This window comes from Nostoc sp. UIC 10890 (genome assembly GCF_054786515.1).
Window position 1 is genome coordinate 221,263 of sequence record NZ_JBSGKF010000003.1, and the last position, 26,990, is coordinate 248,252.

Genomic DNA, 26,990 nt, shown 5'->3' on the forward strand with positions numbered 1-26,990 from the left:
TGCTTCCGTAGAGGAAACCTCAAGTATTAATGTCCACCTGAGGTCGCTGGAGGGGTTGTTGCCAGGAGCTGAAGTTCCCATGCAAGGGCCACTGCACTAGCACCGCCATGCTCAAGAAGAATCTCTGATACACCCGCAGATGTTTCTGTGCGAGCCCAGTCACGTTGCCATTCAGCAAGTACAGCCATCCAGTTGATTGGAACTGCACCAGCCTGAACCATTCGGCGAACCGCCATGTCATGAGCTTCCGCACTAACACCGCCCGAAGCATCGGTAACGATGAATACTTCATAACCTTCACCCAGCGCCTGGATTGCTGGCATTGCGAGACATATCTCGGTCCAAAGCGCAGCAAGTATAAGTTGCTTGCGGCCGCTTTTCTTCACTACATCTGTAACGTTTGGATCTTCCCAAGTATTGATGAAAGTGCGGTTGATCGGTTTTTGATCGGGAAAAACATCCTGTAGTCCCTTGATGATGTAACCCCCTCTCTCTTCAATGACTGTGGTCAGGATTGTGGGTACGTTAAACACTTTTGCCGATTTAGCAAGACCAATCACATTGTTAATGATCATCGTGGGTTCATGGCTGTTCAAGTTGGTGAACTGATAAGGCTGGTGGTCAATCAGTACCAGGATGCTATCTTCTGGACGAAGCAGTCCTTCTAAGCCGATTTTTGGATTTTTAGACATCGCTATAAGTCTCCATTCAAGTTTACTTTTTAGACACGCCCTAGTGGCGTGGCAAGGCTAAAATAGTGCAAAAATAAGTTATTGTCGTGTGGGCATCTTGCCAGCAGATGACGGGCTAGTAGTTCACCAACCCAAAATTTCTAGGCTAGGGCAAGCAGGGGGAGAAAGAGATTTTTTTTGCTGCTATTAACCTTGCAAAGTTTTCTTGCGAGACTACTAGAAGCCCATCCCACAAGAGAGTTTTAATGCAACATTTAAGGCTTGCCACGCCACTAGCGTGTGATACCATTTCACTAAGATTTTGATACAGACCCAAATCCAGAAACCTTTACAAAAGATAGGTTTCTTAATTTTGAATTTTGAATTGGTATGAGTCTGAATCAAAGGGGTGAATCACACAGTTTTTTCACAAGCCAGAAATTCAGCAGGTCACTGATTATTCCTGCTGAAGAAAGTCCAGTAACAAGGGATTGATCTGATCGGCGTGAGTCCAGTTGATGGCGTGCGGCCCGCCAGGGATGACAACAAGTTGACTGTTTTTAATCAGCTTTGGAAGTCTTGCTGCGGTGGACTCCAGTGGCAAAATGCGATCGCTATCTCCATGAATAATCAGAGTTGGTACATCAATGCGGGGCAAATCGTCGCGGAAATCGGTGAGCCAAGAGGGTACACAGTCCAAAGTCCCTTTAGCAGAAGCTCCTACTGCTACATTCCAACTGGCTTGAATTGCTTCATTGCTGATGCGTTGGCGAAGCCTCTCGGAACGAGAATCGCCAAGCAATACATCAACATTGAAAAACTCTTTGAAAAAGGCAGAGAAATAAGCTGGACGATCGTCAACAATCGCTTTCATAATGCCATCGAAAACGCTTTGATCAACACCCTCTGGATTGTCGTCTGTCTTTAACAGAAACGGTGGAACGGGAGCTATCAGCACGGCTTTCTGCACCCGCTCTGAGCCGTATTTGCCAAGATAACGTGTGACTTCACCCGTTCCCATTGAGAAACCGACCAGCACGGTATTTTGCAAGTCAAGCTTGGTCATGAGTGTATTCAAATCGGCGGCGAAGGTATCGTAGTCATAGCCAGATGAGGGCTGACTGGAGTTGCCAAATCCTCGGCGATCGTAGGTAATTACTCGATATCCTGCATTCAGTAAAACTAAAACCTGCTTCTCCCAGGAATGTCCGTTCAATGGAAATCCATGAATCAGAACAATCGGTTGTCCTGTCCCAAGATCTTCGTAGTAGAGATCGATGGTTGCAGAGTTTTCTTGACCAACGGTAATGTAAGGCATGAGAGGTTTCTCCGTTGTAAATTGATGATGTGTTTTTGTCTGTTGCATCACAATTGTTATGCAGAGATCGAGTACCGTCTTAACAATGCTGCGTTAAGCAGACTTCAAGATGGGGCAAGCATCCATTGCGTATGAACGACAAGAATCCTTCATTGTTGCCTTGGGCGATCGCCGCGTTTGCTACCTCTAAGATTGCTTTATTTTTGGCTGACATTTGAATCTCTCCTCTGTTCAATTGGATGCTTTAAGCGATAACTTCTCTGCGAGACGCTACGCGAACGTTAAGCTTTCCTTCTCTACGAGAGGCTGCGCCAACGGAACGCTGCGCGTAGCTTGCTTCCCCGTAGGGGTACGCTAACGCTGTTGCTCTACCAATTCCCAATGTTTCTCCTATTCCAATCAATATTGACCTTCAGCACACAATCAAACTCCGATCCGTTTAGCAATTATTAACGCTGTAAAGCTGGTCTAATCTTCTGTAAACTTCAGCACAATTTTGCCCCGTGTTCCTCCCTGCTCTAGACGCTGATGTGCCAGAACGACCTGATCCCAAGAAAATACTGAATCAATCACTGGACGAAGCTGATGACGCTCGATGAGTTTTGTCAAAGCCTCTAATTTTGCTCGGTACTGGGGTGAAAAAACAAAATGAATCGTCAGATTCTTACCCCATGCTTCAAGAAGCGATTGCGGTATTGCAATGTCTACAATGCTTGTAAGCCTACCAAAGGGACGAATGATTTCTAAACTACGCTGAATTGTTTCTTTGCCAATCGTATCTAGAACTAAATCCACACCCAGTCCATTTGTTTCTTGACGAATGACTTCTACGTAATCTTCATTTTTGTAATCAATCACCCGATCTGCGCCCAGTTCTGTCACGAAATCTCGGTTTCTAGAACTACACGTCGCAAAAACGTATGCCCCTATCGCTTTGGCGAGTTGAACTGCGATCGAACCCACTCCACCCGCACCCGCATGGATGAGAACTGTTTCACCAACTTGTAGATTGCCCCTAGTCACTAGACAATCCCAAGCAGTTCCGCCTGCAAGCGGAAAAGAAGCTGCTTCAATGTGCGATAGATTTGCAGGCTTCAGTGCAACAATCGCTGCATCAGCCACATGATACTGAGCGTAGCTACCGAATTCTCCAAAAATTTGCGGCGAGTAATACACGTTGTCTCCCACCTTGAAATCAGTCACAGCTTCGCCAATTGCCTCAATCACTCCTGAAACATCGACTCCAAGGATGGCAGGTAGTTGAACCAGTTCCTTGTAATCACCACGACGAGTTTGGTAATCGACCGGGTTAATCGAGGTTGCACAAACTCTGACTAACACCTGATTCGCCTTCAGTGTTGGTGTGGGAACAGTTTGAATCTCAAAATTCTCAGCATCACCAAACGCAGTTAATACGGCTGCTTTCATAGATTCCATCTGTGCTAACTCTCCTTGATTTAGAATAAACAGTGACGGAATTTCGATACCACTCAGCGTAGGTACGTTCTCCCTTTCAAGACGCAGCGTGGAACCGATCGTGCTGTCGAGGAACGCGCGGATCAACGTTGCTACCTCCTCCGCATGGGTCTCCAACGCGAAATGTCCGGCATCTAGCAGATGAATCTCTGCATCCGGGAGATCTCGCTGATAAGCGGCAGCACCAGCGGGCAGAAACGCCGGATCATAACGACCCCAGACGGCGAGAAGCGGGGGACGGTGTTCGCGAAAGTAGGACTGGAAGGCTGGATAGAGCGCGACGTTACTGCGGTAGTCGAGGATCAGATCGAGCTGGATCTCCTCCGCGCCCGCTCGCCCCATGTAGGCGATGTCGAGTTCGTAGCCGTCGGGCGACAAAAGGTTTGGATCGGCTCCGGTACCGTACTGCCAATTCCGGATTGTGTCTGGCGTGAGCGAGGAGCGGCAGGCTTCCCGGTTCGCTGCGCTCGGTTCGCGCCAATAGGTCTCCCACGATCCCCATTCATCACTGAAACCCTCAAGGTAGGCGTTGCCGTTCTGCGAGATAATCGCAGATATCCGTTCAGGATGGCGCATCGCCAGACGCAGACCTACTGGGGCACCGTAGTCGAAGATGTAGAGTACGTATCGATCGAGCGACAAAGCATCGACGAAGCCCTCGATTACGTCGGCAAGGTGGTCGAACGTATAGGCGAACATCCCGCGTGGCGGTGCCTTAGTCTGTCCGAAACCAGGCAGATCCGGCGCGACGAGCCGAAAGCGATCGGCAAGCAGAGGGATCAGGTTGCGGAACATGTGGCTAGCGGTCGGAAAGCCGTGCAACAGCAGTATCACTGGCGCATTGCTTGACCCCGCCTCGCGGTAGAACACTTCGACATCGCCGACCTGTCGAAACCCGTAGCGTATTTTCATCGTACAATTCTCTTTTTTGATTTTCTTCCGACTGAACTTCGACACTCAGATTTGGAATCTTGGACACCTTTCGCATACCCTATGATCGCCGCTCCTAAACCGCGAGAACCGCCCGTTACCAGTGCAACTTTGCCTGCAAGTGTTGTCATCTCGCACTGTCGTTCGACTACTGCGCTACAAACCCACCATCTACCATCAACGTTTCACCTGTTATGAACGATGCCATGTCAGATGATAAAAACAGAACTGCATTTGCAACTTCAAGCGGTGTTCCAATTCGTCCGATCGGGTGAAGTCCTGTTATATAAGCTTTGACCTCATCCTGCCCACCTGTAGCTGCTTCAAACATATCTGTTTCGATTGACCCTGGTGCAACGGCATTAATGCGAATACCCGCTTTGGCATATTGGAGCGCGGCGGCTTTTGTTAAACCTACTACTGCATGTTTACTCGCGGTGTAGAGGGGTACGCCAGCAAGTGCAACGACTCCAGCCCCAGATGATGTATTGACGATTGCACCACTTCCTTGTTTCAACATCTGAGCAATTTCATATTTCATCAACAACCAAACGCCTTTGACATTGATGTTCATAATGCGGTCATATTCCGCTTCTGTTTGCTCAATCAATGAGGGATTTTCGCCCACCATTCCTGCATTATTAAAGGCAATATCTAACCGACCAAAAACGTCAACCGCTTTATCAACCATTGCTTGAACATCGGCTTCTTTCGTGACATCTGCTTGCACAAAAAACGCCTCTCCGCCAGCTTCCTGAATCAATCGAACCGTTTCTTCACCTTCATCTATTCGACGACCAACTACCACCACCTTTGCTTGTTGTTGGGCATAAGCGATAGCGGTTGCTCGACCGATGCCCGATGTTCCGCCAGTCACCAAAACAACTTTGTCTTTCAGCATCATGATAGTTACCTCTTGTTGTGAATGGCTGTGTCACTTTGTCAAAAACTCAATGAGCAATACGTGTAGCGGCCAGCAATAAGAAGCACCTCCTACAACCAGGATGAGTACGATCCTGATTACAAAATGGCGGGTTTAGACATTGATATTTTCTGGCTCCTACACTTAGTCGCGATCGATCAGTGCGTTTGAGGGCAAGCTCGGATCAAGTACCTTGCGCGCACTGTCAACCCCTACCACGGGCAGTGTACCCGGATCGAGCATGCCGAGTTGAACCAATACACTCGCCTGATCCCAGTAGAGATGTTCGTGGGCTAGCTTGTCGTCACGAAACTGAACAATTGCTACCAATGCCACTTCAACCCGTTTAAGAGTCGGAGCAATGCCGGGTAGCATCCAGTCCATCTGAATGGTATGAGTGAACTTAGCCACCATTTCATCGACGAGTTGATTGGTCCCGATTGTGCGCGAGACCGGAGTCAGCTCCATGTCCGGCGGTATCTGTGGAATGAAGTATTTGGAATAAAACTCGCGCAGTGCCGGTTTCCCTACTCCCCCAATCATTACCGGAATGCCGTTAACGTAAGCATCCTCAACCATCGTGGCGAGGGTATCTTCAGTGTTGTGAGCGTCAAACTCAAGCTGCAGATGCTCATCCCAGAGTTCTTGCAAAAACTCCTGGGCTGGTGTCAAATTGGTAGTTGCTTGTAAAGAAGCTTGTCCGTCTACAGTTTGCTCTTTGACCATGATTAAATACTCCTGGTTCTATCTATCTAAAGTGTCTTGAGTTCCAATGCTTGACTGCTTTCAGATTCTTAAAATGATTTGTCAGATTTTTGTGATGTTAGTGAACTTGTTTCAATGGACGTATAAGCATTCAGCGCCTGTTTCACGAATCAGTTTGGCAGTTTTTTCACCTTCTGCATCGCGTCTGCCTGAGAATACTACCTTTGCTCCAGCAGCACCAAATGCGATAACTTCTCTGCGAGACGCTACGCGAACGTTAAGCTTTCCTTCTCTACGAGAGGCTGCGCCCTAAGCGTAGCTATGCCGCAGGCTTTACGGAACGCTACGCGTAGCTTGCTTCGCCGTAGAGGTACGCTAACGCGGTTGCACGACCAATTCCTGAAGTTCCGCCAGTGGCTAACGCCACTTTATCTTGCAATATCATTCTGTTTCTCCTGTTTTAATTTCGTCAGTTTGTATTGAGTAAACTTGTCTTAGCAACTCAGTGACTTCTTGCGCGATCGCAATCAGGGCATGATTAACTGAGGAATCGCGAAGAGAACCAGTCTGAGGTGTACCTTCATGCCCAGAATTATTCTTGCCTTGTACTAGTGAATGCGTCATAGAACTATCCTCAATGAAATACCGATTTGTAATTCACTAAATCAATACGCAGGAATTCAGTTGTTGGCATGGTTCAAAAAGCGGCAATTTTGTTCAGTGAAACAGGCAAAATCTAGCCATCAAAATTAGATGGCTTACAGCACTTACAGGCAAGTCAGATATGAATTGAGAGCAAAGATCGGGGAACTTAATGACTTGCAGCAATCATGGCAGCCATCAACTCCGTCGTGTTCCAGCGCCCGGTATACCGAATTCCATTGATAAACAGGGCTGGGGTAGTCGTCACTTCACTCTGTCTTCCGTCTTCGATATCTTCATTGATGCGATCAACATACACTTGTTTAGACAACTCTTTGAGAAATTGAGGAATGTCAAGCCCTAAATCATTGGCGTACTCGACAAGATAACCGTTCTCCAACCTTTGTTGATGGTCAAATAAAGTATCGCTCATTAACCAAAACTTTCCTTGGACGGCGGCGGCTTCGGCGACTTGGGCTGCCCGTTGTGCCTGGGGATGAGTCTGGATCTGTGGAAAATGGCGGAAGATAAAACATAAATAATCCTCTCCAAAAGAAACCGTAAGCTCTTGCCGAATGATTTTAATCAGCTTGTAAACGGCTGCACTTCTAGGACATTGATAATCCCCATACATCACTAACACCACGGCGGCACTTAGCACACCTTGACTGTGATCTTGGGTTGAAGCTGGCACAACTAAAGAACTGGAACTATGGTCGTCGATCATCTTTCTACATCTGTATCAAGCATGGAACCTTGCGATTCACTTGCTCAATCCACATGAATTCAATATAAGGAATTGGGTTTTAGTTGTCGTCTACAGTGAGTTAACATTTTTAGGCTGTAATTTGATGGAGCAGTTGCTTCTTCTTAAGATAGAAGATAAGCTCTAACTTAAGTTAGATTTAACGCTTAATTGTATGGTCAATCCTATCCGTCTGACGTGATCAAGAGCTGTTACCTACATCATCTGACGGATCGGTCGAACAATCACTTCGTTGACATCGACATCATCCGGCTGTGATACGGCATACAGGACAGCGCTGGCAATCGTATCCGGGTTGAGTGCGTCTTTGCGGAGTTCTTTCAAGAAGCCTTTTGCTGGCTCGTCCGTAATATCAGAGCCGAGTTCGGTCTCAACCACGCCGGGAGAGATAATGGTAACACGAATCGTTTTTGACTCTTGCCGCAGTCCCTCAGAGATTGCCCAAACTGCATACTTGGTCGCGCAATAAACAGCAGCAGTGGGCACTACCACATGAGCACCAATAGATGCCGTATTGATGATCTGTCCGCCACCTTGCGCTTCCATGATCGGCAAACCTGCCGCAATGCCATTCAACACGCCCTGGATATTCACGTTAATCATGTTGTCCCATTCCTCGACCTTCAAGGCATTCATCGGCGATAAGGGCATCACGCCTGCATTGTTGAAGATGACATCGACGCGATCGAACTTGTCTTTCGCAAACCCAATGAACGCTTTCACATCTTCTCGATCGGTGACATCTACGGCTTTAAATTCTGCTGTACCGCCTGAGGCGTGGATCTCCTCAACAATCTTTTCGAGCTTTTCGGTGCGTCGTGCGCCCAAAAGCACCTTTGCACCGTTTTGAGCGAGTAACTTAGCTGTGGCTTCGCCAATCCCGCTACTGGCTCCAGTGATCGCAATGACTTTGTTCTCAATGTTTAACATCGTTGTTTTCCCTTCTGTTCGAGTTGAGTGCTGTGAACTAAATATTGATTTCCATTTCCTGAATCATGAAGGTGAAACCCTTGTCCACAATTCTGTAAACTTGCTCATGTCTAGAAAGGCGATCGCTTCGATTACCTGGTCATCTTTCATGCGGAAATACCACGTATAGGTGTTCCGATACGATCTGCCATCTCTGGCGGTCGCCTCCCCGTCCCACAGCACGATCACCATATCGCCATCCGCCCAGATGCCGCGTACAGTCGGGATGATTGGAGTTGATAATCGGGCACTGGTCGGGCTAACGACTTGATCGAGTAATGCTTGTCGGCTGCGATATGTGCCCGCAGTTGCACCCGTCCCAGTAATTGTCCAGGTTACATCCGGGGCAAGCAGATCAAATGCACTGCCAGTTCCGTTGCGCCATTGGTCGAAAGACTGCTGGACAGTTGCTTTGTTGCGTTGCTCGATCATCTGAGTTGCTTGTGCATCTGCTGGATTAGACGCAGTTGCTTGGGACAAGTCTGCGATCGCTGAAGGCTGAACCAGAGAGGACTGCTGATTCAACGCTGTCGAGTAATCACTTGACTCAAATGCAGTCACATTCGATTGAATCTCTGCCTTCGCGCGAGCTTGCATCATCACCGGAATAGCCAACAGCCCAATCAGTCCTGCTCCCGTGAAAATTTGACTTAAATAACGCACTATTTCAATCTCCTCAAGCTAATTTTTACTTGGATTTGCTTCCAGTCAATCTATCAACAGCAGCTTCTATTGCAGTTTGTCCGGTGCGCGTTTCTATCTCTGGGCTACTTTCAAAGACGATATGACCAGAGTTGAAACCGCGCATCATCTCGCTGTAGCTGTTGACGGCTTCAGGTGAAAAGCCAAAGCTGGAAATTGTTGCTTGCCAGTCGCTTTCGGGAACAGCAATTGCCTGTACATTACGGTTAAGCACAGCGGCAAAAGCAGCAGCGACATCGTTTGGTGAGTAGTCGATCGGACCATGCAGTTCGATGATGCGCTGACCTTTCCAGTCTTCAATCATGGCTTCAGCCGCAGTGCGCCCGATGTCTTCGGTCGAAACCATAGGCAGCCGACGATCGAGTGGAGCAAAAAAACTGGGCAGTACCCCTTGTTCGGCAGCGATCACGGCGGCACTCCCCCAATTCTCCATAAACGATGCCGCTCGCAGAACTGTGACGGGAACTGCCAAGTTGCCCAACATGCGCTCTAAAATATGGGTCGTCAAAATGTTGCCCGTACCGGAAGCGTGCTGTGAACCAACCGAAGACAGTAACACGACCTTCCGTGCATCAGCGTTTGTAAGGGCTTCAACATAGCACTCGCCGATCTGTTCTGCCAGCGCAAACATATCGCTGACGTTGTAAGCAGGTGGGTTCATCACATAGACGGCATCCGCTTCACGCATCGCGGCGGTCATCGCTTCGACATCAGTGACTTCGGCAACCGCTACGTCTGCACCTTTCTCACGCCATGTACTGGCAGCTTTATCAGAGCGCAAAACAACGCGCACTGGAAAATTTCTCTCAAGCAAAGCGTTAGCCACTGCTGAACCTGTCTGTCCCGTCGCTCCAAAAACTACATACATAAGGTTCTCCTGCTCATTAATCATTCCGATCACTCAGGCGATTTTTGCCTTCTTGCATCATTGCCTGATCCTCATCTTGTCTATTCGTCTGAGTTCAGCTTAGGTTGGAAACGCTGTTCTTGAAATGCCCAAACCTATTCAATGATTGCCTAATTCTCCAGAGCGATCGTTTGCAGAGATTTTATAATGTCAACTGTAAAGTATTGAGTTAGTCGAGTCTCTGCTATGACAGTCGCAATCTCTCGCCCTGACATAATCGCGGATCACCGCCAAGAAATCGCCACACGGATCGTGCGGCATACCAAATCCAGCGGCAACATTATCCAACCCACGGCGATCGAGCAATTAGACTTTGCGCGCTCAGATACAGTATCTACCGCACCTCATAGCGTGTATGAACCCATCCTGGCGATCGTCGTTCAAGGTCAGAAAAAAGCATTTCTGGGTGAGGAGACATATCAGTATGGTGCAATGCAGTATCTCGTCGTTTCCGTTGATTTACCGCTGAGTGGCTTTGTGACTGAGGCGACACCTGACAAGCCGTATTTAGGGCTGAAGCTGAACTTAGACTTGATGCAATTGTGTGAGATGGTTGCCCAAATGGGTTCCAGTTCGGCAAAGCCAGAAAACTCTATTCGAGGTATATCGGTTAGCAACGTCGATCCAGCGTTGATGGAGTGTGCCCTTCGCCTCGTCAAGCTCTTAGACACTCCGCAACACATCTCCATGCTGGCACCGTTAATGATTCGTGAACTCTATTACCATCTGCTGTTGGGTGAACAAGGGGAAGCCGTGCGTCAAATTGCCACATCCGGCAGTAATATGCAGCGAATTGCTTTAGCGATTCAACAAATCAAATCTGATTTTACCAAGCCGATGCGGATCGAGGATTTAGCGAGTCAGATCGGGATGTCTACTTCGTCGTTCCATCAGCATTTCAAGCAAGTCACTTCGATGAGTCCGCTTCAGTATCAGAAGCAGTTAAGACTATTAGAAGCGCGTCGTCTGATGTTAGCTGAGGATTTCGATGCGACCTCTACTGCCTACCAGGTGGGATATGAAAGTCCCTCACAGTTTAGCCGGGAATATTCGCGCCTGTTCGGTGCGCCGCCCATTCGAGACATTGAACGGTTACGGACAGCTTGAGCGAAGATTGGCTAGTTATCCATCGACCACAGCATGGCTAGCGATGGCAAGGGTGGTGCGAGTGCCAATGTATTTGGGTCCGAAGGAGCAGTAACTGCAACAAATTTAGTCCCTGGACTGGCGACTCGTTGCGCTTCGCGGTTCATCAGATCAGTGAAATTCTGAGGCTGTTGGGAATCAATTGCAAGTACATCCTACAAACTTACAATGCCGCGCTTAACGGCAACAATCACAGCTTGGGTGCGATCGCTTACATCCAACTTATTCAAAATCCGATTGACATGGGATTTAACAGTGCCTTCACCGATACTCAAAGCCGCCGCAATCTCGGCATTACTCATTCCCTGCGCCAGTGAGCGGAGTACTGCTAGTTCTCTTTCACTCAGTTCTGGATTGCTGAGGCGCTGTACCAACTTTGCTCCCACATCGGGCGGAATATACTTCTGACCCCGATGAACGGTACGAATCGCATTCAGAAGCTCGTCCGGTTCAGTTTCTTTCAACAGGTATCCTTTTGCGCCTGCCTGCAATCCCCGATAAATATCTTCGTCACTATCATACGTGGTCAGTACAATAATCCGAGCAGATTTAGCAGTAGCACAAATTGCACCAATGGCGGCAACTCCTTCCACTTCAGGCATTCGCAGATCCATTAGCGTTACATCTGGTTGGTGTTCCCAAAATAGAGCGATCGCTTGTTCCCCATTTTCGGCTTGGGCAATCACTTGCATATCTGGGTCACGGTTAATAATCGTGGCTAATCCTTGCCGAAAAATGGCGTGATCGTCCGCAATCAGAACCCGAATGGTCGTAGCTTGGCTCATTGTAATGCTCACTCAAGGGTTGACGGTGACAATAATTTCTGTTCCTTGTCCAGGTTGACTCCTAATCGTTAGTTGTGCGCCGATGCGCTCTGCCCGTTCGCTCATGCCGAGTAAGCCAAAACCCTCAGAGGCTGAAATACTTCCAACTCCAAAGCCCTGTCCATTGTCTCTCACGCGCAAGCAAAACTGGTCGCGATCGTAGACTAGCTCCACTCGAATTTCGTCAGCATTGGCGTATCTAATCGCATTAGTTAATGCTTCCTGCCCAATCCGTAGTAAGTTATTCTCGACTTCAGTGGGTAGAGAATACACTGCACCCTCAATCTCATAATATAGACTGACATCCATTGCGGCAGTTCTGATTTGAGCGATGAGACGATGTAGAGCGCTCTGTAGACTGCCTTCCTCCAAAAGCTGAGGACGGAGCGCAACGACCGATCGCCGCGCTTCAGTCAGCCCAGTCCGCGCCAATTCTTTGATCAGGTCTAGGTGTGCCTGAGCTGCTTCTACATCATCTGTTAGCACCTGTTTTGCCGCTCCCACCTGAGCCAGAATACCTGTAAACGCCTGAGCGAGTGTGTCGTGAATCTCGCGTGCCATGCGGTTGCGTTCATCCAAAATTGACGCGGCTTCTGCTTGCTTAAGAGCCGTAATATCTCGCGACAGCCAAATCACCTGATCGTGGCTGATTGGGGCAATGCGAGCCGAAAACCACATTTCTCGTCCATTTAGAAACGCACCATACTCGACTGTGAGGATTTGTTGGGTTCTCAGTACCTGCTGAATATAACCTAGAAACTCATCAGCTTCTTCCCTTCCGAGTTGATGCATAGTTTTACCAATCATCTCCTCAAAGGGTTGCCATAGCAGATTTCGTTCCAGTACCATTATTTCAAGGAATCGCCCTTCAGCAGAGAATACAAATAATGGATCGGGAATGGCTGAAAAGAGCGCCCGCAGTTCTGCTTCAGAGGCTTGCAATGCTGCTTCTGCTTGCTTGCGATCGTTGATATCCGTAACAACTCCCAACGCTCGGATGGGTTCACCGGATTCATTCCAGGTAACAATTTTGCCGACAGAACGAATCCATTTCCACTGACCATCCTGGGTACGAAGGCGATACTCTACTTGAAAGTTGGGGATTTCTCCAGTAATACAAGCACGGTAGGTTGCGACAACTGATTCTCTGTCATCAGGATGCAAACGAGCAATCCATTCAGGAATGGTTTCGTGGAATGTTGCTGGATCGTAGCCCAGCATTAAAGCGTATTCCGGGTTAACAATTCTTTCTTCAGTCTTTAAATCGAAATCGTAGAGTCCTTGATTTGAAGCGGTTAATGCTAAGCGTAGTCGTTCTTCACTCGTTTGTAGAGCGGCTTCTGCTTGCTTGCGTAAGCGAAGCTCGTCGTAGACATCGCTAATATCCGCAATCACCCCTTCAATGTAGTCATCGTCTGCATTCAGATAAGCAGAGAAAAGTCCCCAAAACACTGTCCCATCTCGTTTTCGCCCCTGTGCTTCATAGCTTCGCACTTCCCGATCCCGCTTCAGCACCTCAAGGAATTGTTGGCGATCGCTGGGATTTACATAGTAGTCCGTGGCGTGTTCAATCCCAATCATCTCCTCTGATGAATCAAAGCCAAGCAGATTGGCATAGCGTTGATTGGCATCGAGAAGTAATCCATCCGAGAGGCGGGTGCGGAAGATGCCAACCTGTGAGTTTTCAAAAATATTGCGGAACTTAGCTTCACTGCGTTGTAATGCCTCTTCTGCTTGTCTGCGCTGGGTGGTGTCATTGCCCACCGATAAGATTTCAACGACCTCTCCCTGTTCATTGAAGATGACTTGATTCGACCAGGCAATCCAAACCCGTCTACCATCTCGACAAAGGTTTTCATTCTCGGTTTGCAAGTAAGCTTGAGGCAAGGAAGCTTCAAGATTGTGAAACAGATTGTGAACAAACTGCTTGAGATCGCGTCCAGATGTTTCGGTTTCTGGAACGATTGTTTCCAGTAGGGTACGCCCTAGAATCTGATCTTCCTCATAGCCAAAAAAGCTTAGTCCATAGTCATTCATGTATCGAATTCGTCCTTGCCTATCCGTGCGAAGGATGATCGAATTCGCTGTTTGAATCAGGTTACGGTAATTGGCCTCACTCTGTCGTAAAGCAGCAGTTCGTTCTGCAACCTGTTGCTCTAAAGTGCAGTTGTAATCGGCTAGGAGTTTCTCGGCTTGTTTGCGCTCTGTAATATCTTGAAAGGTAGCGATCGCATAAGTGATATTGCCCTGTTGATCGAAAACTGGTGTTCCCCGTGCCTCAATTAGAATTGTGGTATGACCTCGACGAATTTCTATATCTTCAGTCCTGATGCGTTCGCCCTTTAATGCCCGCACAATCGGCAATCTCTCCGCTGGATAGATTTGATCCGTTCCCGCTACATAAAGCTGATAAGCCTCTGAGATCTGCTCCGGTGCGATGGAAGTATCAGTTTCTTTGCCTATAAGTTGACTGCCGCATTGGTTGGTATAGTAAGGGCAACCTGTCGCATCCACGATCCCAATTCCCACCGGAATCGCTTCGAGGAACTGGGTGATCTTGCTTTCCTTAGCCCGCAGTGCTGAGTAAAGGTTGGCATTTTCGATAGCGATCGCTGCTTGAGTCGATAATAGCTGCAAGACCTGCGATCGCTCTGGTGTAAATACTCCAGCTGCTAACCGATTTTCTAAATATAATACACCGACCAGCTTGGCTTGATTCAGCAGCGGCAAACAGAAAATAGATTGAGGCTGGTTCTGTTGAATGTATGGCTCATTAATAAAAGCACCTTCACGAGTCGCATCATTTAAGGTGACAGGCTTTAGAGTCCGAATCACATATTGAATGATTGATTCTGGCAATTGATCGGCAATTGGAATAGACTGTAACACCTGAGTCGCACAAGCATTCTCATCGGCATTGAGTTCACAAGCCGCTTCAATCGACCATTCTCCTGAGTTTTCTAAAATCAGATATCCGGTTTGTGCGCCAGCATTCTCAATTAAAATTTGCATCAGCGATCGCAGCAATTGCTTCAGTTCAATTTCACGAGAAATCGCCTGTGAAGCTTTCATCACTGCTGCTAAATCGAAAGCAGTATGGAAGGGATTAGTGATAGTTGCAGCAGTAATAGGAATTGATGTGGAAGCGGCTCTAGACGACTGAGAAAAGAACTGTGGATGGCGTTTTTCTAAGTCTTTAACTTTAGCGGTTGCGCCCCAGCGATCGTAGCAATAGTGCGCCTCTTTCATATAAGTTTGGGCAAATTTTTCCCGACCTCGCGCTAGATAATGTTTAGCCGCTAATTCATAAGCTAATGCTTCTTCCTGGATAAACTCATGCTCAGTAGCACCTGCGATCGCCCGTTCATAAAACTCTTCAGCCTCAAGAAATTGCCCTAAGACTCGTGCTTTCTCTGCTTCGACCAGATGAAATTTATGTAGATAATTCATCGGGGCGTGTTCTGCCCATTTTTGCATCTTTTCTTGGTTGGTGTTAACACAGTTTAGCCAAGCTACTTTTTCAGAGTTTGAAGCATCGAGCAATAGGCTCAAAAGCGCCAGCGAATGATAGAAACAGAATACAGGTAAAACCTTTATTGCCGTCGCTTCTTCAAAATGTCGCCTTGCCAAAATAGCAGTCTGTCCAGCTTGATGATATTCTTCAAATAGATAACACAGTATAACTTTGTGCAGATATAGCATTTGAATTGCAGTTCCATCTTTAACTGCAAGGGCGTGTGGTAATGCCTGCTCTTCATTACACACCCGACCAACTAAGCGACTGGGATTAAGAGACCTATCTAACAAATTAAGAATGGTCTGCCACACTATTGCAATCCAAGTCGAGGGGCTTTCCCGTCTGATTCGATCAACCGCTTTGCTGTATGTTGCAGTTTTCTGTTCCAGTTGGGTGAGTTCCTCACCGACGAAAAACGAGTTGTAGCACACGTCATATGCAGCATAACCAGCGGTTTCAAAGTCTCCGGTTTCCACTCCTTCCTGATAAGCCTCAACCAGCAGTGGTATCGTCTCCTTAAGATGTACTTTCCATTGCATAACATGGTCACTAAATAACTGTAATGCTTTAGCCTTGCCTTTTTTGGTATTCAATCGTTCTGCCAAACTAAGAGCCAATTGACCAAATTTATAGCCGAGTTCAATGTCTTGAACAACTCCACATAGAACAAATCCGTAGGCACCATAAAACAGTGGTGACCAGATAGCATTCCCGTAGTTGATCGATAAATTTACCGTTTTGCAAGTAATCAGTATAAACAGTGCTGGTGATACTATGAATGCAGCAGATCCTATATTCGCTAGGATTGACATTGCTGCTAGCGGTTCTGGTGCAGTCATCTCTGGTAAATTACTCAAGTCTTCAATTTCTCGTTGGGCGAGTAGTGCCGCCGTTGACTCCAATCCGCCTTGAACATCTAACTCACTTGGATTTTCTGGTAAAATCACTCCCAGGAGCTTCAACACTTCCAAGCCAATTTTGAGTGCTTCTTTCAGGTTGCCCTGTGACAAATATCTTTGAATGCTGCTATCGTAAACTTGCACTTTGTCAACCACTGTTTTGGCACGAGCGAGTACCACTTCTACCAACTGTTCCATCTCATCAAAGCAACCCTGGAGATACGCCGCTTCTGCTGCTTCTGAGTACAGCGTTAAGGTAAGGTCATACTCACTGAGCCAACTCTCCCAATTGAGGAGTTTAAGCCCTGTAGTGAAATACTTAAAAGCTGCTTCATAAGCCGTTGCTGCCTTTGCTTTCTGTCCTGCCATTAAATTCAGTCTGGCAATTTCAGTTCGTTCTGATCGAGCAGTAACTAGCTCAAGTCCTTGATTGAGATGATCGATGATTTCAAACAACCGATCGGATCGTTGCTCTGGTGAAGTTTTTTCGAGCAAATTGCCACCGATTTGGAGATGAACAACCTGTTTGTGCGATTCATCAATCAGAGCATAAGCCGCTTGCTGAACGCGATCGTGCGAAAACTTATACTCTTGAACTAACAAATCTTCGTCCAATTCAGACAGAGGTTGAATTAATCCCGCTTGTATTGCTTCTAATAAATCCTGGAAAATTGCTTTCGGTGATTTTTCGCAAACGATCGCCAATGTTTCTAAATCAAACTCAGACCCAACACAAGCAGCGATGGAGAGAACTTGCTGTGTTGCTTCCGGCAATTTCTGCAACTGACGCAGCAGCAACTCCACCACATTATCCGTGATATCTTGAGCTTCAATCTCAGTTAAGTTCCACTGCCAACTCAACTGTTGGGCATCAAAGGTTAACAGGTTTTCGCTATGCAGCAGCTTCAAAAATTCACCAACAAAGAAAGGGTTGCCCTCGGTTTTACGCAACACGACTTGGGCTAAGGAACGAACTGCATCAGCATTGCGATGTAAGTAAGTCGGCGGGGAAATTTACAACTATGTAACTAAAAGTTAATCATAGTGATTGGAGTTAAATTTAATACGTTGTGTACTATAGTTTCCTTTTTCCCCTCTGGCTTGAATACCATCAATTACGGCATAGGCAAGTTCTAACTCGTCGTCAAACATTTTCCCTGCCAGTTCATCTTTTTTAAGGTGTTGCCATTCCAATTCAATCGGATTCATTTCGGAGCAATATTTGGGCAAAAAGAAGATGTACAAACCCATCTGTTCCCACTTTGACCATAACTGCTGCACCTGAAGACATCGATGTATTGGCCCATTGTCCTGCACTATTACTCTGATGCGCCCGATCTTTTGGGCATCAGTCGCTTCTTGCTCCATCATCTGGATATAAGATTTTCTGTCAACACCACCAATAACCAAACCGTAAACAAAGCTGATTATTGGTTGAAAAAATCCAATAATGCTTAATCTACGACCACGACGTTTACTTTGTTCTAGTCGTTTTTGCTCACCTCGGAAGTAATAGGTGTAACCCGGTTCGCTCCATGCACAAAACCCTGATTCATCCAAATACTTCAAGTCTATTTCTCCATTAGCAGCAGACAGTTCTAACATATCTAGGTCTGCTTGCTTTATTTCTTTGATTTTTGCGTCTTGTTTCCCTTTGTGGCTCTTTCTGACTCGTTTCCAAATAACCCCCTTTTTTTGAGTACCCGTCTTAATCTGTCGGGACTCAGTTTAATAGAGCGATCGCTCTCTAATTTTTGGGCTAGTTGACGACTGTTATATGTACGTGGTTCTTCTTTGAGACATTCCTCCAAAAATACTATATCCTCTTCGCTATACTTGGTTTTGCCTCCTCTACCTGGGTTATCCCAAAGCCCTTCTAAATCAAGTTTTCGCCATTTATGTAAGATTTCTCTTACCGTTTGAGGAGTCCAATTGAAATGAGCAGCTATTTTTTCTACGTACCAGCCATGTGCATTTAGTCTAATAACCTCTGCTCGGTCTTTAACTTTCTGTGGTACATCCGCAGTTCTTAGGTTTAACAGGGTTTTATCTTGCTCATAGCTTAGGAACACCCTTAAACGAGCGCCCATACTCAGTCACCTCGGTAGATATATTCTCCGTATTTATTTATCTTTACATAGTTTGGTTTTTTCGTGCCGACTTACTTAATTTACCTGCATCAATCCGCGATCGCTACACATTGCCAGCTTACACTACAGCAAAGCAGGTTCTTGATGAAGCAGAAGTGGCTGGCACTCTAAAAGCACAGAAGTGGTTGCACACTAAATTTTCCCGGCACAGGCTCAAGCAGTTGCAATCCTTGGCAGAGATGTATAAAAACCAATTGGCATATTCCCAAGAAGCCATGAAGGTTGAGGAAGATTTGCAGCGAACCAGGGGATTACATGGGGAGGCAGTGATCCGTCATGCCTTTGGTTCCCAGGAACAGCAGCGCCAGTTGGGGGGATACGAGAAAGCATTTGATGAAGTGGGAGATTCCTTCAGATTTTAAAAATGAAAATCATGACAAGAATTTGTGATATGCGTCAATGCAGTCAAGGAATTTGTTACTTAAACGAAGTTGGTGTTCAAAACTATGAATGCCCTCAGTTTGGGGTTTGTGTAGTCCTTTGTTTTTCAGACAATTGTGTTCGTATTGCTCAAATATTTAAGGATGTAGATAGAGCAACTTAAATTATGCAAATTAAGCTTTCCTTCGTTGGATATGCCGTCTCTGGAGTCGGGCTGTCAATGTTGATGGGGTTTCTCTCAGTTGCTAGCCCAGTCAGTCAATTCTTGGTGTGGATCATTGGCATGATTTGCATTTGCGGTTTGACAGTTGGTTTCTTTAACTTTGCTGGCTTAGTCGTTAAAGGATTCGGTTTCAACCGCAAGACTTTCACCATTGGGTTAATGCCTGGGGTGATATTCCTGTTTGTCTTCTTAACATTAGTTGCAGCTGGTGTTGCGTTGGGGGTGCGATAGCAATGACATTTGAACTAGAACGACTAACTGTTAGTAGTGCTATTCATGCAGAACGGACTATTTTATGTTCTTTAGGAGCGAGTGCAGTTATGTGTCTGTCTGCTCCTTTTTTCTTAAATACTGACCGAATAACAACCGGAATCTTACTCTAGCGTGGCAAAACTTACTAGAGAGGAGCAGAAATCCTGTAATCTTGAGCTTGTAGCGAAATAATGGTGCAAAAACTTGGTAAGAAAAAGTTTAAAACCAGAGGCAACATCGTTTGAAGTACTAGATTGTGTTCAAAAAAAATGCCCTTCGTGTGGTCAAGCAATGTGGAATGAATACAATAATCCTCGACATATAAGAACGTTAAATGGGGTAGTAGAACTACAGCTAAAAATTCGGCAATGTCGAAATAAGTCATGTATGCGGTATAAAAAAGCATATCGACCAGAGCAAGAAGGGTCACTCGCTCTACCACAAAACGAATTTGGTTTAGATGTGATTGCTTATATAGGAGCATTACGCTACCAGGAACATAGAAGTGTTACCCAAATACACGCTCACCTTGAATTAAATGGTATATGTATAAGTAAAAGAACGGTCACACACCTAATTGACAGATATGACGAATTACTTTCTTTATGGCTAAAAGACCATAAAAGATTAAAAGCAATAGTGGCTAATCAAGGACGGGTGATATTAGCCATTGATGGGATGCAGCCAGAAATTGGACATGAGGTATTATGGGTAATTCGAGATTGCTTATCAGGAGAAATCTTACTAGCTAAAACCTTATTATCATCAAGAAATGAAGATTTAGTGGCGTTATTATTAGAAGTAGCTAATACTCTGGATGTACCAATTGATGGAGTTGTTAGTGATGGGCAACAATCAATTCGCAAAGCTGTTAGGTTAGCATTACCTAGAATTGCTCACGGTTTATGTCATTACCATTATTTGAAGGAAGCGATTAAACCCATATATGAGGCGGATCGACATGCAAAAAAGGAATTAAAGAAAAAAGTTAGAGGATTACGAGACATTGAACGTAGTGTTACTAATGAAACTCAGGAAATGGCAACTATTATCGAAGATTATTGCTCGGCAGTACGTAGTTCTATAACTAATGATGGTCATCCACCGTTAGAGGCATCTGGATTAAAGTTACAATCAAATTTGACATTGATAGAGCAAAGCTTAGAACGGATGGAAAAAAAAGTGCTTTAACCCCACCCTTAGTCAACCTAAAACACCTGATAGCTAAGGGTTTATCTGCGACTGCATCTTTATTTTCACCTGTGAGTGTTGCATATCAGTGGGTTGATAAAGCTAGTGATATTCTCAATAATAAAATAGGTCTTAATGCTGCTGGTGTCAAACAAAGCTATCAGCAACTATTAACAGAAATGTCCCAACAAAAGCAGAAAGCTGGTACCCTGAAAACTGCAATTGATAACTTTATAAAAACCACTCATAGCTACTGGTCTGGACTTTTTCATTGTTACGAAATTGAAGATTTTCCCAGAACTAATAATGACTTAGAACACGCTTTTGGTATGCTACGTCATCATCAACGTCGTTGTACTGGTCGTAAGGTTGCCCCCTCATCCCTTGTTATTCGTGGTTCTGTCAAACTTGCCTGTGCAATCGCTACTAAACTTCATTCTTTTACCGCATCTGATTTAGCACAAGTTGATATTCATACTTGGCTCGAATTACGCTCTCAATTGCAAAAACACCACGCATTGCCAGAATTGAACAATATCGATTTCGCAGAGACCCCAAGGGTTACTTGGCTAATTTAGAGAGTCGTCTTCTCTAGTAAGTTTTGCCACGCTAGATCTTACTTGGCGCTGGGACGATCAGTGCTGGGTTGTTTGGGGTATCCGCTCAAATCAGCGAAAGTAAGGAAAAAGTTTACCAGTCTTTGCTAGAAGCTGACTTAAAAGCACTCAAACAGCATTTACAGGGTCAGGCAGCATACAATTATGTCACCACTGCGATCGCAGCTAAACGCCGAGTTGCTGATTATGTGAATCGCCTGCCCGTTAGTGAGCGCCCCCGGTGGATAGCTGAATATCAGTTGCAAGGTCTGGTTACGCTCCCAGAACCACCAGCACAACAATCACCTTCACCGACTGGTATTCCCAATCCCAATATTGCTGACATTGATGAAGAGTCGGTGCAGTCCGTGATTAATCCTGGTGCTATGCAGATTTTGAGAGCGATCGCAGCTAATTATCCTGACTACATCAGAATTGATGGTGGCTGGATTGATGAACTATGTGATGCTGCATCTAATCAAAATATGACTCTTCGCAGTAATCACCATTTTTACCTATCTGGTGGAACACAGTCTGGAAAGTCCACGCTGGCTGGGGTGATTATCAACAAAATCGCTGCAAAATCTCAAACACCAGCAATTGTGATTGGCAGCGATCCAAAGGATGATGTCACCAGATGGTTGTGCAAGTTCAGCCGTAAGTTTGACGGCATGAAAGAACTAAAAAACTGGATTACCTTTGCCACAGACCAAATTGACAAGCAGAAAGCCAGAGTTGCAAAGGTCGGTGGCGAATGTCAGGGTGTCCCGGAATTATTTCTTGCTCAAGACGAGGTAGACTCCGTATTTGGTGGTGGCAAGGGACTTCCAGGAATGGTTGATGCTGATACCGCCAAAGACTTGCAGGGTTTTTGGAACTATATCATCAAATTCACCGCCGGACTTAAAGGACATGGGGTGTTTATGGGCCAGTCCCCACTCTCTGGGGAAACCGGATTTAGCCGCCCATCTCTAAAAAATGTTTGCTTTATTGCGATGGGGCAGACATCCAGTTATATACTTGACCATCCCCAGGATTTTGTAAACGTTAAAAAGGAGATTTTAGAAGTCTTACGACAGGCTTGTGAAATGTTAGATAAAGCTGGAGTCCGGTATGCCTTAGTAATTCCCACTCGCTCTAATCCCTTTGTTGCCCTAATCCCGGAATTTGATATCAAAGGTCTGGAACAAAAGCAAGATTCTAAACCGAATGGTGACACTGTTAATAGTTCTAAAAATAATCAGCAATCCTTACAGCAGCAGGTTGACTGGTATGAAGAAATTAGACTTTGGGCAACACAATTAGGAAGAAGACCTCAGTATCAAGAGATTAAACAGAAGTGGCAAGAGCTAACGGGGCAAGAATTAAACGAAAAAGGGGTGACTCTACTACTAGAAAATCTCGGCTACCCAGACAATTAAACTGGAACGCTCGATATGGTGATCCCAAAAAGTATAGAAAACAAGTAGCGATCGCACACAGAAAAACTCACAATTATTGTGTAGTCTGCCTGACTCATAAAAGTGAAGAGATCCATCACGCTTACTACGGCAATGACATTATTGGAGTATCAACATTTCCTACGTGTATTTATTGTCATTATAATATTTGTCATAGTCCAATTAACTGGATAAAAAGCCGTAGTAATCCTGTTTGGGGCAATCGCAATACCGACGAATTTATTACCAGATTACGATTAGGATACCAGTTACTTTACGGAGGAATTAAACGTTATGTATAGCGATTACGATAATTTTAATTTTGAAGAACGTTTACAACTTACTGAATCCGAAATCAGGCGACGACATCAGCAACGAATGTTCTTGCACCGAAATGCTCAACTGTTGCAGCAGGAGTTGGAGCTTGAAGCCGAACTGTTAGAAGAAAATCCAGAGTTAGCCCAGGCGGTTCATGCTTTTAATATGCAAGAGATTCAGAGTAATCAACGAGGGGTGCAGAATGTTTTAGGCTCACAAGAATCAGCGTCAAAAGAGCAAAGTGTTTGGAGTAAGTTTTTTCCGGGATTGGGTGGGAGATAAATATGTCTTGGTCGAAATCTATTTCATTAGATGTTGCTAATAAACTTTTTGACGTAATTGGGGTTTCTTTTGAGCAGAATGAGTTAGAGGGCGGTTACGTCGCCAAACATCAAAATAAGACCTTGAGAAGGCCAACGTTAACCGCTTGCTGTATGGCTGTTTTAACTGACTGGATAACAATCAAGGAGAATTGAATTTATGTCTGATTTATCAACTTTTGTATTTGAGTCTCAAGAAATTCGCGTAGTATCAATTGATGATGAACCCTGGTTTGTTGCCAAAGATGTAAGTCTTGGACTAACGATTCCTTGGAAGGGTGCGGAAACTCTCAATGCTATACCAGAACGGTGGAAACAGGTGAGTCCGGAAATTCCGGACTCACAGGGCAGAACCCAATCTGGCTGGGTAATTAAAGAGTCTGGCGTGTACAAATTAGCATTTCGCTCTAATAAACCAGAAGGAAGTCCCTAAGCCTTACTTTATCTGGTTTTTGCCTTAACCAAACTGTATTGATAGTTAGGCAGCCTCATTTGGTCGAGTTGGTAGTAACTTAAAACTTACGCATCGGTGTTTAAGATGGTGTCAATAAAGCGTTGATATGCCGCCGCACGAGATATTGTTGTTGATCTGCGGAGAACTGTTCAGGAGAAATGACAACACCAGTGCCAATACCATCCACTAGGGCGATGAGTGCATTGGCTTCAAGGGTTAAATCAAGATCGGCTCGAATCACTTTGGCTTTTTGTAAGTCAACTAACTCTTGACAAATAATCTGCCGTAAGAAGTCATAGCGTTTTCGGTGTTCCTGGACAAGGCGTTCGCGCCCGATAGAATAGCCCAAAAATGCCACCCAAACCTTCCAATCAACTTTGTCAATGTCCTTCACAGGCAGAGCCACAAAAATCATCTGTGCTAGTCTGTCAATTCCTTGCCGTCCCTGGGCACAGGTTTTCATGTCCTCTAAGACGTTTTCAAACACTTGTTCTAGGGCAAATAGGGTGAGTTCTTCTTTATCTCGAAAGTAATGGGTAACAACCCCGGTCGAAGAGCCAAGCTCTTGCGCGATTGCCCGCATACTAGCGCGATCCAATCCTTCACGGACAATCACCCGCCATGCCGCTTTAGCGACTTCAATACGGCGATCGTCATAACTCATAGCTCTCCTCGGTTTACAGCAACATGAAACAAGCATCTTGACATCTTATCACAACAGTTGTTATGTTTTAAAGCGACATAACAACTGTTGTAATATTTCCTCCAGAGGCTAACCTGTTTTACACGCACACGGAGTTTGCGATGATTCGACCGACCATACCCGATGACACGACTGCGCTGATTGCTTTAGCCGACGCAACCGGACTGTTTGAACCAAACCAACTTGAGGAGCTTGGTGAAATACTGTCCGATTACTTCGGTGGTAGCAGCGACAGTGATTCTCTGCGAGACGGCAAACGCTTTTGGATTACCGACGATGACAATGGAGCGATCGGGGTCGCTTACTGTGAGATGGAACGAATGACCGATGGGACGTGGAATCTACAGTTGATTGCTATCCAACCTGACAGACAAGGACAAGGACGTGGTGCGACCCTGCTACGCTACGTTGAGCAAACATTGATCAGACGCGGCGGGCGTATACTACTGGTGGAAACATCAGGTACGCCGGACTTCGAGCGCACGCGAACGTTCTACCGCAAGTGCGGTTATGAAGAAGAAGCACGGATACGTGACTTCTATCAAGCGGGCGCTGACAAAATCGTTTACCGCAAGGCGCTGTCCGTTCAGCACCAGTAAGCGCTTGCTTGATGTGACTGCTGTCATTGTTAGAGGAGAGCGATCACACAGCCGAGGTGAGTCAAAAGTCAGAATTAAAAAGGACTTTAATATGGTTGGAATATTTATCCCTCATCTTCTTATCCTGATTTTTGAAATATTCTGGTTCCTGAATTCTGACTCCTGAATTCTTAGTTAATTCCATGATTTGATAAACATTTAATACTTCTCGTCAATTATTAGCCCATCTTTAGTACGTTTTAATTCTTCCCAAAGTTCTTCAATCTGATTGAAAGCTTCCCCAGGAGGTAACTCCACAAGGTATAAAGCAAAATTTAGAAGTTGGCGCTCATTGGGTAGGCGATCGCCTCAAGGGATTGAGTAAATCTCTGCAAGATGTGGCTATCGGTGAAGGAAAGCTAGTCACTGTCGATGGTGATAAAGTTGCCGCTTACCGAGATCAAACAGGAGAAATACACGCTGTTTCTGCGGTATGTTCTCACTTGGGTTGTGTTGTTGCTTGGAACAGTGCGGAGAAAAGTTGGGACTGTCCCTGTCATGGTTCACGTTTCAGTTGCAAGGGGGAAGTTTTACACGGTCCGACAGTGAAAGATTTAAAGAAATTTTAGCTTCAACTTCAACTTACCTCACGTCTGCTCCTCCAGAGAGCATGAGAGCAATTTTTAGGCGATGAGTCAATAAGTGTTCTTCAAGGCCCGCCTATGAAGGGTTTCATCATTTCTTATCTGCTTGCAAACGCCTTTTTCTACCTTGTGTTACCTTCGATTCTTCTTCTTGCTTACTAGAGTTGACCATTTTAACCAAGTGCTGATTTAGATAACTTTGCGCTGATATATACAAACTTTCCCAAATCTCTTGATTACGGCTGATTTTTGTACCGACTGTATTTCCTGCTGTTTTCTCCGATACCAAGTATTTGCGGAAGTAATTAGTCCACAGGTGTTGGAGGAAATCTTCGGCAAATTCGTTAAACGGCAGAATCCATTTATAGTCCTTGTCCAAAAATACCCGATAGGACGCAATTATCGGTAGTGCGAGGTCGGTTGGCGCACCAAACCCGAATGAATACTTACTGTCAGGCAACAATGTAGTTTTACGTATATCAATTGATGCTAGATCGTTGACACCCTTTCTTCTGGGGTTGCTGATATAGTCTTGGATTATTTCGTAGAGTCTTTGCTCTATCCACAGAGCATGAGTTAACAGAGGCAGTAAAGCGGTTAATCTTTCCCTTTCTGCGTCTGTGATGTTACTTGGAAGACTCATCCCTGCTGGGTGTTTAGTTCGTTTATTGCCGTCGGGGTTGTATTTATTTCTGTCGAGGCAGTAAAGGAGCTTCAGCAAATGGGTGACATTACACTGAGCGTTTCTGGGAGCGCCGCTTTGATTCTGGTAATAGGCGATGCGGAATTTTCTATCTTCCTTCTGTTCTAACTGAGCTAAATACTGCTTGATGAATTTGTAATCACCCCTGGCGTTGACTTTGGAGCGAGAATCTACTGGCGTTGTCGTGTTGGAGGCCAGGGCTATATCTTTGGCTGATTCTTCAGTCAGTCCGATGTGGATCGTAACTTTTACCCTGGCTTCGGTTAGGTCATATTTGTAATTTTTCGCTTGCTCAAATGCTAAAACTGTATGTCCTCCGTTGATAATACCGTCGCTACCTCCCTCGTTAGCTTCTAAAACTTCTAGCTCCAGTTCAGTTTTGTTCTTAACAGGTTTAGCAATATTAGCTGACAGAACGATTCCACTGTGGCGAGAGAAGAATTTTCCAGGTTCGGTGGTTAGTGAGTCGAAGATTTGTCTGTAGGTCGCGCTTTTACGGTTTGGTTCCCGGATGTTCGGTTCTAGCGGCAGGTCTATCGGGAAGCTGTCTACATGGGCGGTGGCGATGATGCAGTTTGGGTTAGCTTGAAAATAGTTATCTATCTTGATGTTCCAAGTCTTGGGCATACTTTATTTCTTGATGG

General features: G+C 45.6%; 27 protein-coding genes and 1 pseudogene. 11 read left to right on the plus strand and 17 right to left on the minus strand.

Annotated elements, in window-relative coordinates; all coding sequences use genetic code 11:
* Positions 1-26 precede the first annotated feature (26 nt).
* The 11 genes from ACWATR_RS32165 to ACWATR_RS32215 all read right to left on the minus strand — a co-directional run bounded on the left by ACWATR_RS32165 (position 27) and on the right by ACWATR_RS32215 (position 9,993).
* Positions 27-692, minus strand: a complete 666-nt coding sequence (locus tag ACWATR_RS32165) for a hydrolase (RefSeq protein ID WP_185564181.1) — start codon at positions 690-692, stop codon at positions 27-29.
* 436 nt (positions 693-1,128) lie between these two features.
* A complete protein-coding gene (locus ACWATR_RS32170) occupies positions 1,129-1,989 on the minus strand; it encodes an alpha/beta fold hydrolase (RefSeq protein WP_011316795.1) in 861 nt (286 codons plus the stop codon).
* 79 nt (positions 1,990-2,068) lie between these two features.
* A complete protein-coding gene (locus ACWATR_RS32175; RefSeq protein WP_255449157.1) occupies positions 2,069-2,203 on the minus strand; it encodes a hypothetical protein in 135 nt (44 codons plus the stop codon).
* Between the two features lie 254 nt (positions 2,204-2,457).
* Positions 2,458-4,377: an alpha/beta fold hydrolase gene (locus tag ACWATR_RS32180; protein ID WP_460341930.1), complete on the minus strand. Its 1,920-nt coding sequence runs from the start codon at positions 4,375-4,377 to the stop codon at positions 2,458-2,460.
* A gap of 166 nt (positions 4,378-4,543) precedes the next feature.
* On the minus strand, positions 4,544-5,299 hold the full coding sequence (locus ACWATR_RS32185) for an SDR family oxidoreductase (protein WP_460341933.1): 756 nt from the start codon (positions 5,297-5,299) through the stop codon (positions 4,544-4,546).
* A 162-nt stretch (positions 5,300-5,461) separates the two neighbouring features.
* The gene (locus ACWATR_RS32190) at positions 5,462-6,043 is read right to left on the minus strand and encodes a hypothetical protein (protein WP_460341936.1); all 582 of its coding nucleotides are present in this window, start codon (positions 6,041-6,043) and stop codon (positions 5,462-5,464) included.
* 420 nt (positions 6,044-6,463) lie between these two features.
* Positions 6,464-6,646, minus strand: coding sequence for a hypothetical protein (locus tag ACWATR_RS32195; RefSeq protein ID WP_460341939.1), 183 nt, complete (start codon positions 6,644-6,646; stop codon positions 6,464-6,466).
* Between the two features lie 187 nt (positions 6,647-6,833).
* A complete protein-coding gene (locus ACWATR_RS32200) occupies positions 6,834-7,391 on the minus strand; it encodes a DsbA family protein (protein WP_460341942.1) in 558 nt (185 codons plus the stop codon).
* Positions 7,392-7,625: 234 nt separating this feature from the next.
* Positions 7,626-8,360, minus strand: coding sequence for an SDR family oxidoreductase (locus ACWATR_RS32205; RefSeq protein WP_460341945.1), 735 nt, complete (start codon positions 8,358-8,360; stop codon positions 7,626-7,628).
* Between the two features lie 63 nt (positions 8,361-8,423).
* Positions 8,424-9,062, minus strand: coding sequence for a nuclear transport factor 2 family protein (locus ACWATR_RS32210; protein WP_460341948.1), 639 nt, complete (start codon positions 9,060-9,062; stop codon positions 8,424-8,426).
* 25 nt (positions 9,063-9,087) lie between these two features.
* The gene (locus tag ACWATR_RS32215; RefSeq protein ID WP_225226213.1) at positions 9,088-9,993 is read right to left on the minus strand and encodes an NmrA family NAD(P)-binding protein; all 906 of its coding nucleotides are present in this window, start codon (positions 9,991-9,993) and stop codon (positions 9,088-9,090) included.
* Between the two features lie 201 nt (positions 9,994-10,194).
* Between ACWATR_RS32215 and ACWATR_RS32220 the strand changes: the two genes are divergently transcribed.
* Positions 10,195-11,115 (plus strand): AraC family transcriptional regulator, encoded by a 921-nt coding sequence (locus ACWATR_RS32220; RefSeq protein ID WP_191762288.1) that lies wholly within the window; start codon positions 10,195-10,197, stop codon positions 11,113-11,115.
* An 11-nt stretch (positions 11,116-11,126) separates the two neighbouring features.
* Here ACWATR_RS32220 and ACWATR_RS32225 read toward each other — a convergent pair whose 3' ends face one another.
* From ACWATR_RS32225 to ACWATR_RS32240, 4 genes are all read right to left on the minus strand, one after another.
* Complete coding sequence (locus ACWATR_RS32225; protein WP_323267566.1) at positions 11,127-11,261, minus strand: hypothetical protein; 135 nt, start codon at positions 11,259-11,261, stop codon at positions 11,127-11,129.
* Between the two features lie 48 nt (positions 11,262-11,309).
* Positions 11,310-11,939, minus strand: a complete 630-nt coding sequence (locus ACWATR_RS32230; RefSeq protein ID WP_460341955.1) for a response regulator — start codon at positions 11,937-11,939, stop codon at positions 11,310-11,312.
* A 12-nt stretch (positions 11,940-11,951) separates the two neighbouring features.
* Entirely contained in the window at positions 11,952-17,345 is a 5,394-nt protein-coding gene (locus tag ACWATR_RS32235) for a PAS domain S-box protein (protein ID WP_460341958.1), read from the minus strand.
* An 84-nt stretch (positions 17,346-17,429) separates the two neighbouring features.
* Positions 17,430-18,484 (minus strand): IS630 family transposase gene (locus ACWATR_RS32240; protein WP_460341961.1). Its coding sequence is split into 2 segments (ribosomal slippage): positions 17,430-18,089 and positions 18,092-18,484, totalling 1,053 coding nucleotides; the frame shifts between segments, so codons are not numbered across the junction.
* Between the two features lie 110 nt (positions 18,485-18,594).
* Here ACWATR_RS32240 and ACWATR_RS32245 point away from each other — a divergent pair.
* The 8 genes and pseudogenes from ACWATR_RS32245 (at position 18,595) to ACWATR_RS32280 (ending at position 23,697) form a co-directional block, all read left to right on the plus strand.
* A complete protein-coding gene (locus tag ACWATR_RS32245; RefSeq protein WP_460341965.1) occupies positions 18,595-18,906 on the plus strand; it encodes a hypothetical protein in 312 nt (103 codons plus the stop codon).
* Positions 18,907-19,091: 185 nt separating this feature from the next.
* Entirely contained in the window at positions 19,092-19,379 is a 288-nt protein-coding gene (locus tag ACWATR_RS32250) for a hypothetical protein (RefSeq protein WP_460341968.1), read from the plus strand.
* A 2-nt stretch (positions 19,380-19,381) separates the two neighbouring features.
* Positions 19,382-19,531, plus strand: coding sequence for a hypothetical protein (locus tag ACWATR_RS32255; protein ID WP_460341971.1), 150 nt, complete (start codon positions 19,382-19,384; stop codon positions 19,529-19,531).
* A 160-nt stretch (positions 19,532-19,691) separates the two neighbouring features.
* Positions 19,692-21,186, plus strand: a pseudogene (locus ACWATR_RS32260) (ISNCY family transposase).
* A gap of 51 nt (positions 21,187-21,237) precedes the next feature.
* Positions 21,238-22,608: a hypothetical protein gene (locus tag ACWATR_RS32265; protein WP_460341974.1), complete on the plus strand. Its 1,371-nt coding sequence runs from the start codon at positions 21,238-21,240 to the stop codon at positions 22,606-22,608.
* Positions 22,609-22,920: 312 nt separating this feature from the next.
* On the plus strand, positions 22,921-23,226 hold the full coding sequence (locus ACWATR_RS32270; protein ID WP_460341977.1) for a hypothetical protein: 306 nt from the start codon (positions 22,921-22,923) through the stop codon (positions 23,224-23,226).
* Positions 23,227-23,228: 2 nt separating this feature from the next.
* On the plus strand, positions 23,229-23,420 hold the full coding sequence (locus tag ACWATR_RS32275) for a hypothetical protein (RefSeq protein ID WP_460341980.1): 192 nt from the start codon (positions 23,229-23,231) through the stop codon (positions 23,418-23,420).
* A gap of 4 nt (positions 23,421-23,424) precedes the next feature.
* Positions 23,425-23,697, plus strand: a complete 273-nt coding sequence (locus tag ACWATR_RS32280) for a BRO-N domain-containing protein (protein WP_460341983.1) — start codon at positions 23,425-23,427, stop codon at positions 23,695-23,697.
* A gap of 100 nt (positions 23,698-23,797) precedes the next feature.
* Here the strand turns inward: ACWATR_RS32280 and ACWATR_RS32285 are convergent, their stop codons facing one another.
* The gene (locus tag ACWATR_RS32285; protein ID WP_460341986.1) at positions 23,798-24,382 is read right to left on the minus strand and encodes a TetR/AcrR family transcriptional regulator; all 585 of its coding nucleotides are present in this window, start codon (positions 24,380-24,382) and stop codon (positions 23,798-23,800) included.
* A gap of 140 nt (positions 24,383-24,522) precedes the next feature.
* Here ACWATR_RS32285 and ACWATR_RS32290 point away from each other — a divergent pair, with 140 nt between their 5' ends.
* Together ACWATR_RS32290 and ACWATR_RS32295 are read left to right on the plus strand one after the other, a co-directional pair.
* The gene (locus ACWATR_RS32290) at positions 24,523-25,020 is read left to right on the plus strand and encodes a GNAT family N-acetyltransferase (RefSeq protein ID WP_460341989.1); all 498 of its coding nucleotides are present in this window, start codon (positions 24,523-24,525) and stop codon (positions 25,018-25,020) included.
* A 356-nt stretch (positions 25,021-25,376) separates the two neighbouring features.
* Entirely contained in the window at positions 25,377-25,628 is a 252-nt protein-coding gene (locus ACWATR_RS32295) for a Rieske 2Fe-2S domain-containing protein (RefSeq protein ID WP_460341992.1), read from the plus strand.
* A 106-nt stretch (positions 25,629-25,734) separates the two neighbouring features.
* Here the strand turns inward: ACWATR_RS32295 and ACWATR_RS32300 are convergent, their stop codons facing one another.
* Positions 25,735-26,973 (minus strand): AIPR family protein, encoded by a 1,239-nt coding sequence (locus ACWATR_RS32300; RefSeq protein WP_460341995.1) that lies wholly within the window; start codon positions 26,971-26,973, stop codon positions 25,735-25,737.
* Positions 26,974-26,990 lie beyond the last annotated feature (17 nt).

What these genes read in the sequence shown, in the direction of transcription:
- ACWATR_RS32300 (WP_460341995.1), bottom strand. Translation starts at nt 26,973, where the DNA reads ATGCCCAAGACTTGGAACATCAAGATAGATAACTATTTTCAAGCTAAC.
- ACWATR_RS32195 (WP_460341939.1), bottom strand. Translation starts at nt 6,646, where the DNA reads ATGACGCATTCACTAGTACAAGGCAAGAATAATTCTGGGCATGAAGGT.
- ACWATR_RS32220 (WP_191762288.1), top strand. Translation starts at nt 10,195, where the DNA reads ATGACAGTCGCAATCTCTCGCCCTGACATAATCGCGGATCACCGCCAA.
- ACWATR_RS32205 (WP_460341945.1), bottom strand. Translation starts at nt 8,360, where the DNA reads ATGTTAAACATTGAGAACAAAGTCATTGCGATCACTGGAGCCAGTAGC.
- ACWATR_RS32275 (WP_460341980.1), top strand. Translation starts at nt 23,229, where the DNA reads ATGTCTTGGTCGAAATCTATTTCATTAGATGTTGCTAATAAACTTTTT.
- ACWATR_RS32250 (WP_460341968.1), top strand. Translation starts at nt 19,092, where the DNA reads ATGCAAATTAAGCTTTCCTTCGTTGGATATGCCGTCTCTGGAGTCGGG.
- ACWATR_RS32185 (WP_460341933.1), bottom strand. Translation starts at nt 5,299, where the DNA reads ATGATGCTGAAAGACAAAGTTGTTTTGGTGACTGGCGGAACATCGGGC.
- ACWATR_RS32230 (WP_460341955.1), bottom strand. Translation starts at nt 11,939, where the DNA reads ATGAGCCAAGCTACGACCATTCGGGTTCTGATTGCGGACGATCACGCC.
- ACWATR_RS32285 (WP_460341986.1), bottom strand. Translation starts at nt 24,382, where the DNA reads ATGAGTTATGACGATCGCCGTATTGAAGTCGCTAAAGCGGCATGGCGG.
- ACWATR_RS32200 (WP_460341942.1), bottom strand. Translation starts at nt 7,391, where the DNA reads ATGATCGACGACCATAGTTCCAGTTCTTTAGTTGTGCCAGCTTCAACC.
- ACWATR_RS32255 (WP_460341971.1), top strand. Translation starts at nt 19,382, where the DNA reads ATGACATTTGAACTAGAACGACTAACTGTTAGTAGTGCTATTCATGCA.
- ACWATR_RS32280 (WP_460341983.1), top strand. Translation starts at nt 23,425, where the DNA reads ATGTCTGATTTATCAACTTTTGTATTTGAGTCTCAAGAAATTCGCGTA.
- ACWATR_RS32225 (WP_323267566.1), bottom strand. Translation starts at nt 11,261, where the DNA reads ATGAACCGCGAAGCGCAACGAGTCGCCAGTCCAGGGACTAAATTTGTT.
- ACWATR_RS32290 (WP_460341989.1), top strand. Translation starts at nt 24,523, where the DNA reads ATGATTCGACCGACCATACCCGATGACACGACTGCGCTGATTGCTTTA.
- ACWATR_RS32170 (WP_011316795.1), bottom strand. Translation starts at nt 1,989, where the DNA reads ATGCCTTACATTACCGTTGGTCAAGAAAACTCTGCAACCATCGATCTC.
- ACWATR_RS32190 (WP_460341936.1), bottom strand. Translation starts at nt 6,043, where the DNA reads ATGGTCAAAGAGCAAACTGTAGACGGACAAGCTTCTTTACAAGCAACT.
- ACWATR_RS32270 (WP_460341977.1), top strand. Translation starts at nt 22,921, where the DNA reads ATGTATAGCGATTACGATAATTTTAATTTTGAAGAACGTTTACAACTT.
- ACWATR_RS32165 (WP_185564181.1), bottom strand. Translation starts at nt 692, where the DNA reads ATGTCTAAAAATCCAAAAATCGGCTTAGAAGGACTGCTTCGTCCAGAA.
- ACWATR_RS32175 (WP_255449157.1), bottom strand. Translation starts at nt 2,203, where the DNA reads ATGTCAGCCAAAAATAAAGCAATCTTAGAGGTAGCAAACGCGGCGATC.
- ACWATR_RS32215 (WP_225226213.1), bottom strand. Translation starts at nt 9,993, where the DNA reads ATGATTAATGAGCAGGAGAACCTTATGTATGTAGTTTTTGGAGCGACG.
- ACWATR_RS32180 (WP_460341930.1), bottom strand. Translation starts at nt 4,377, where the DNA reads ATGAAAATACGCTACGGGTTTCGACAGGTCGGCGATGTCGAAGTGTTC.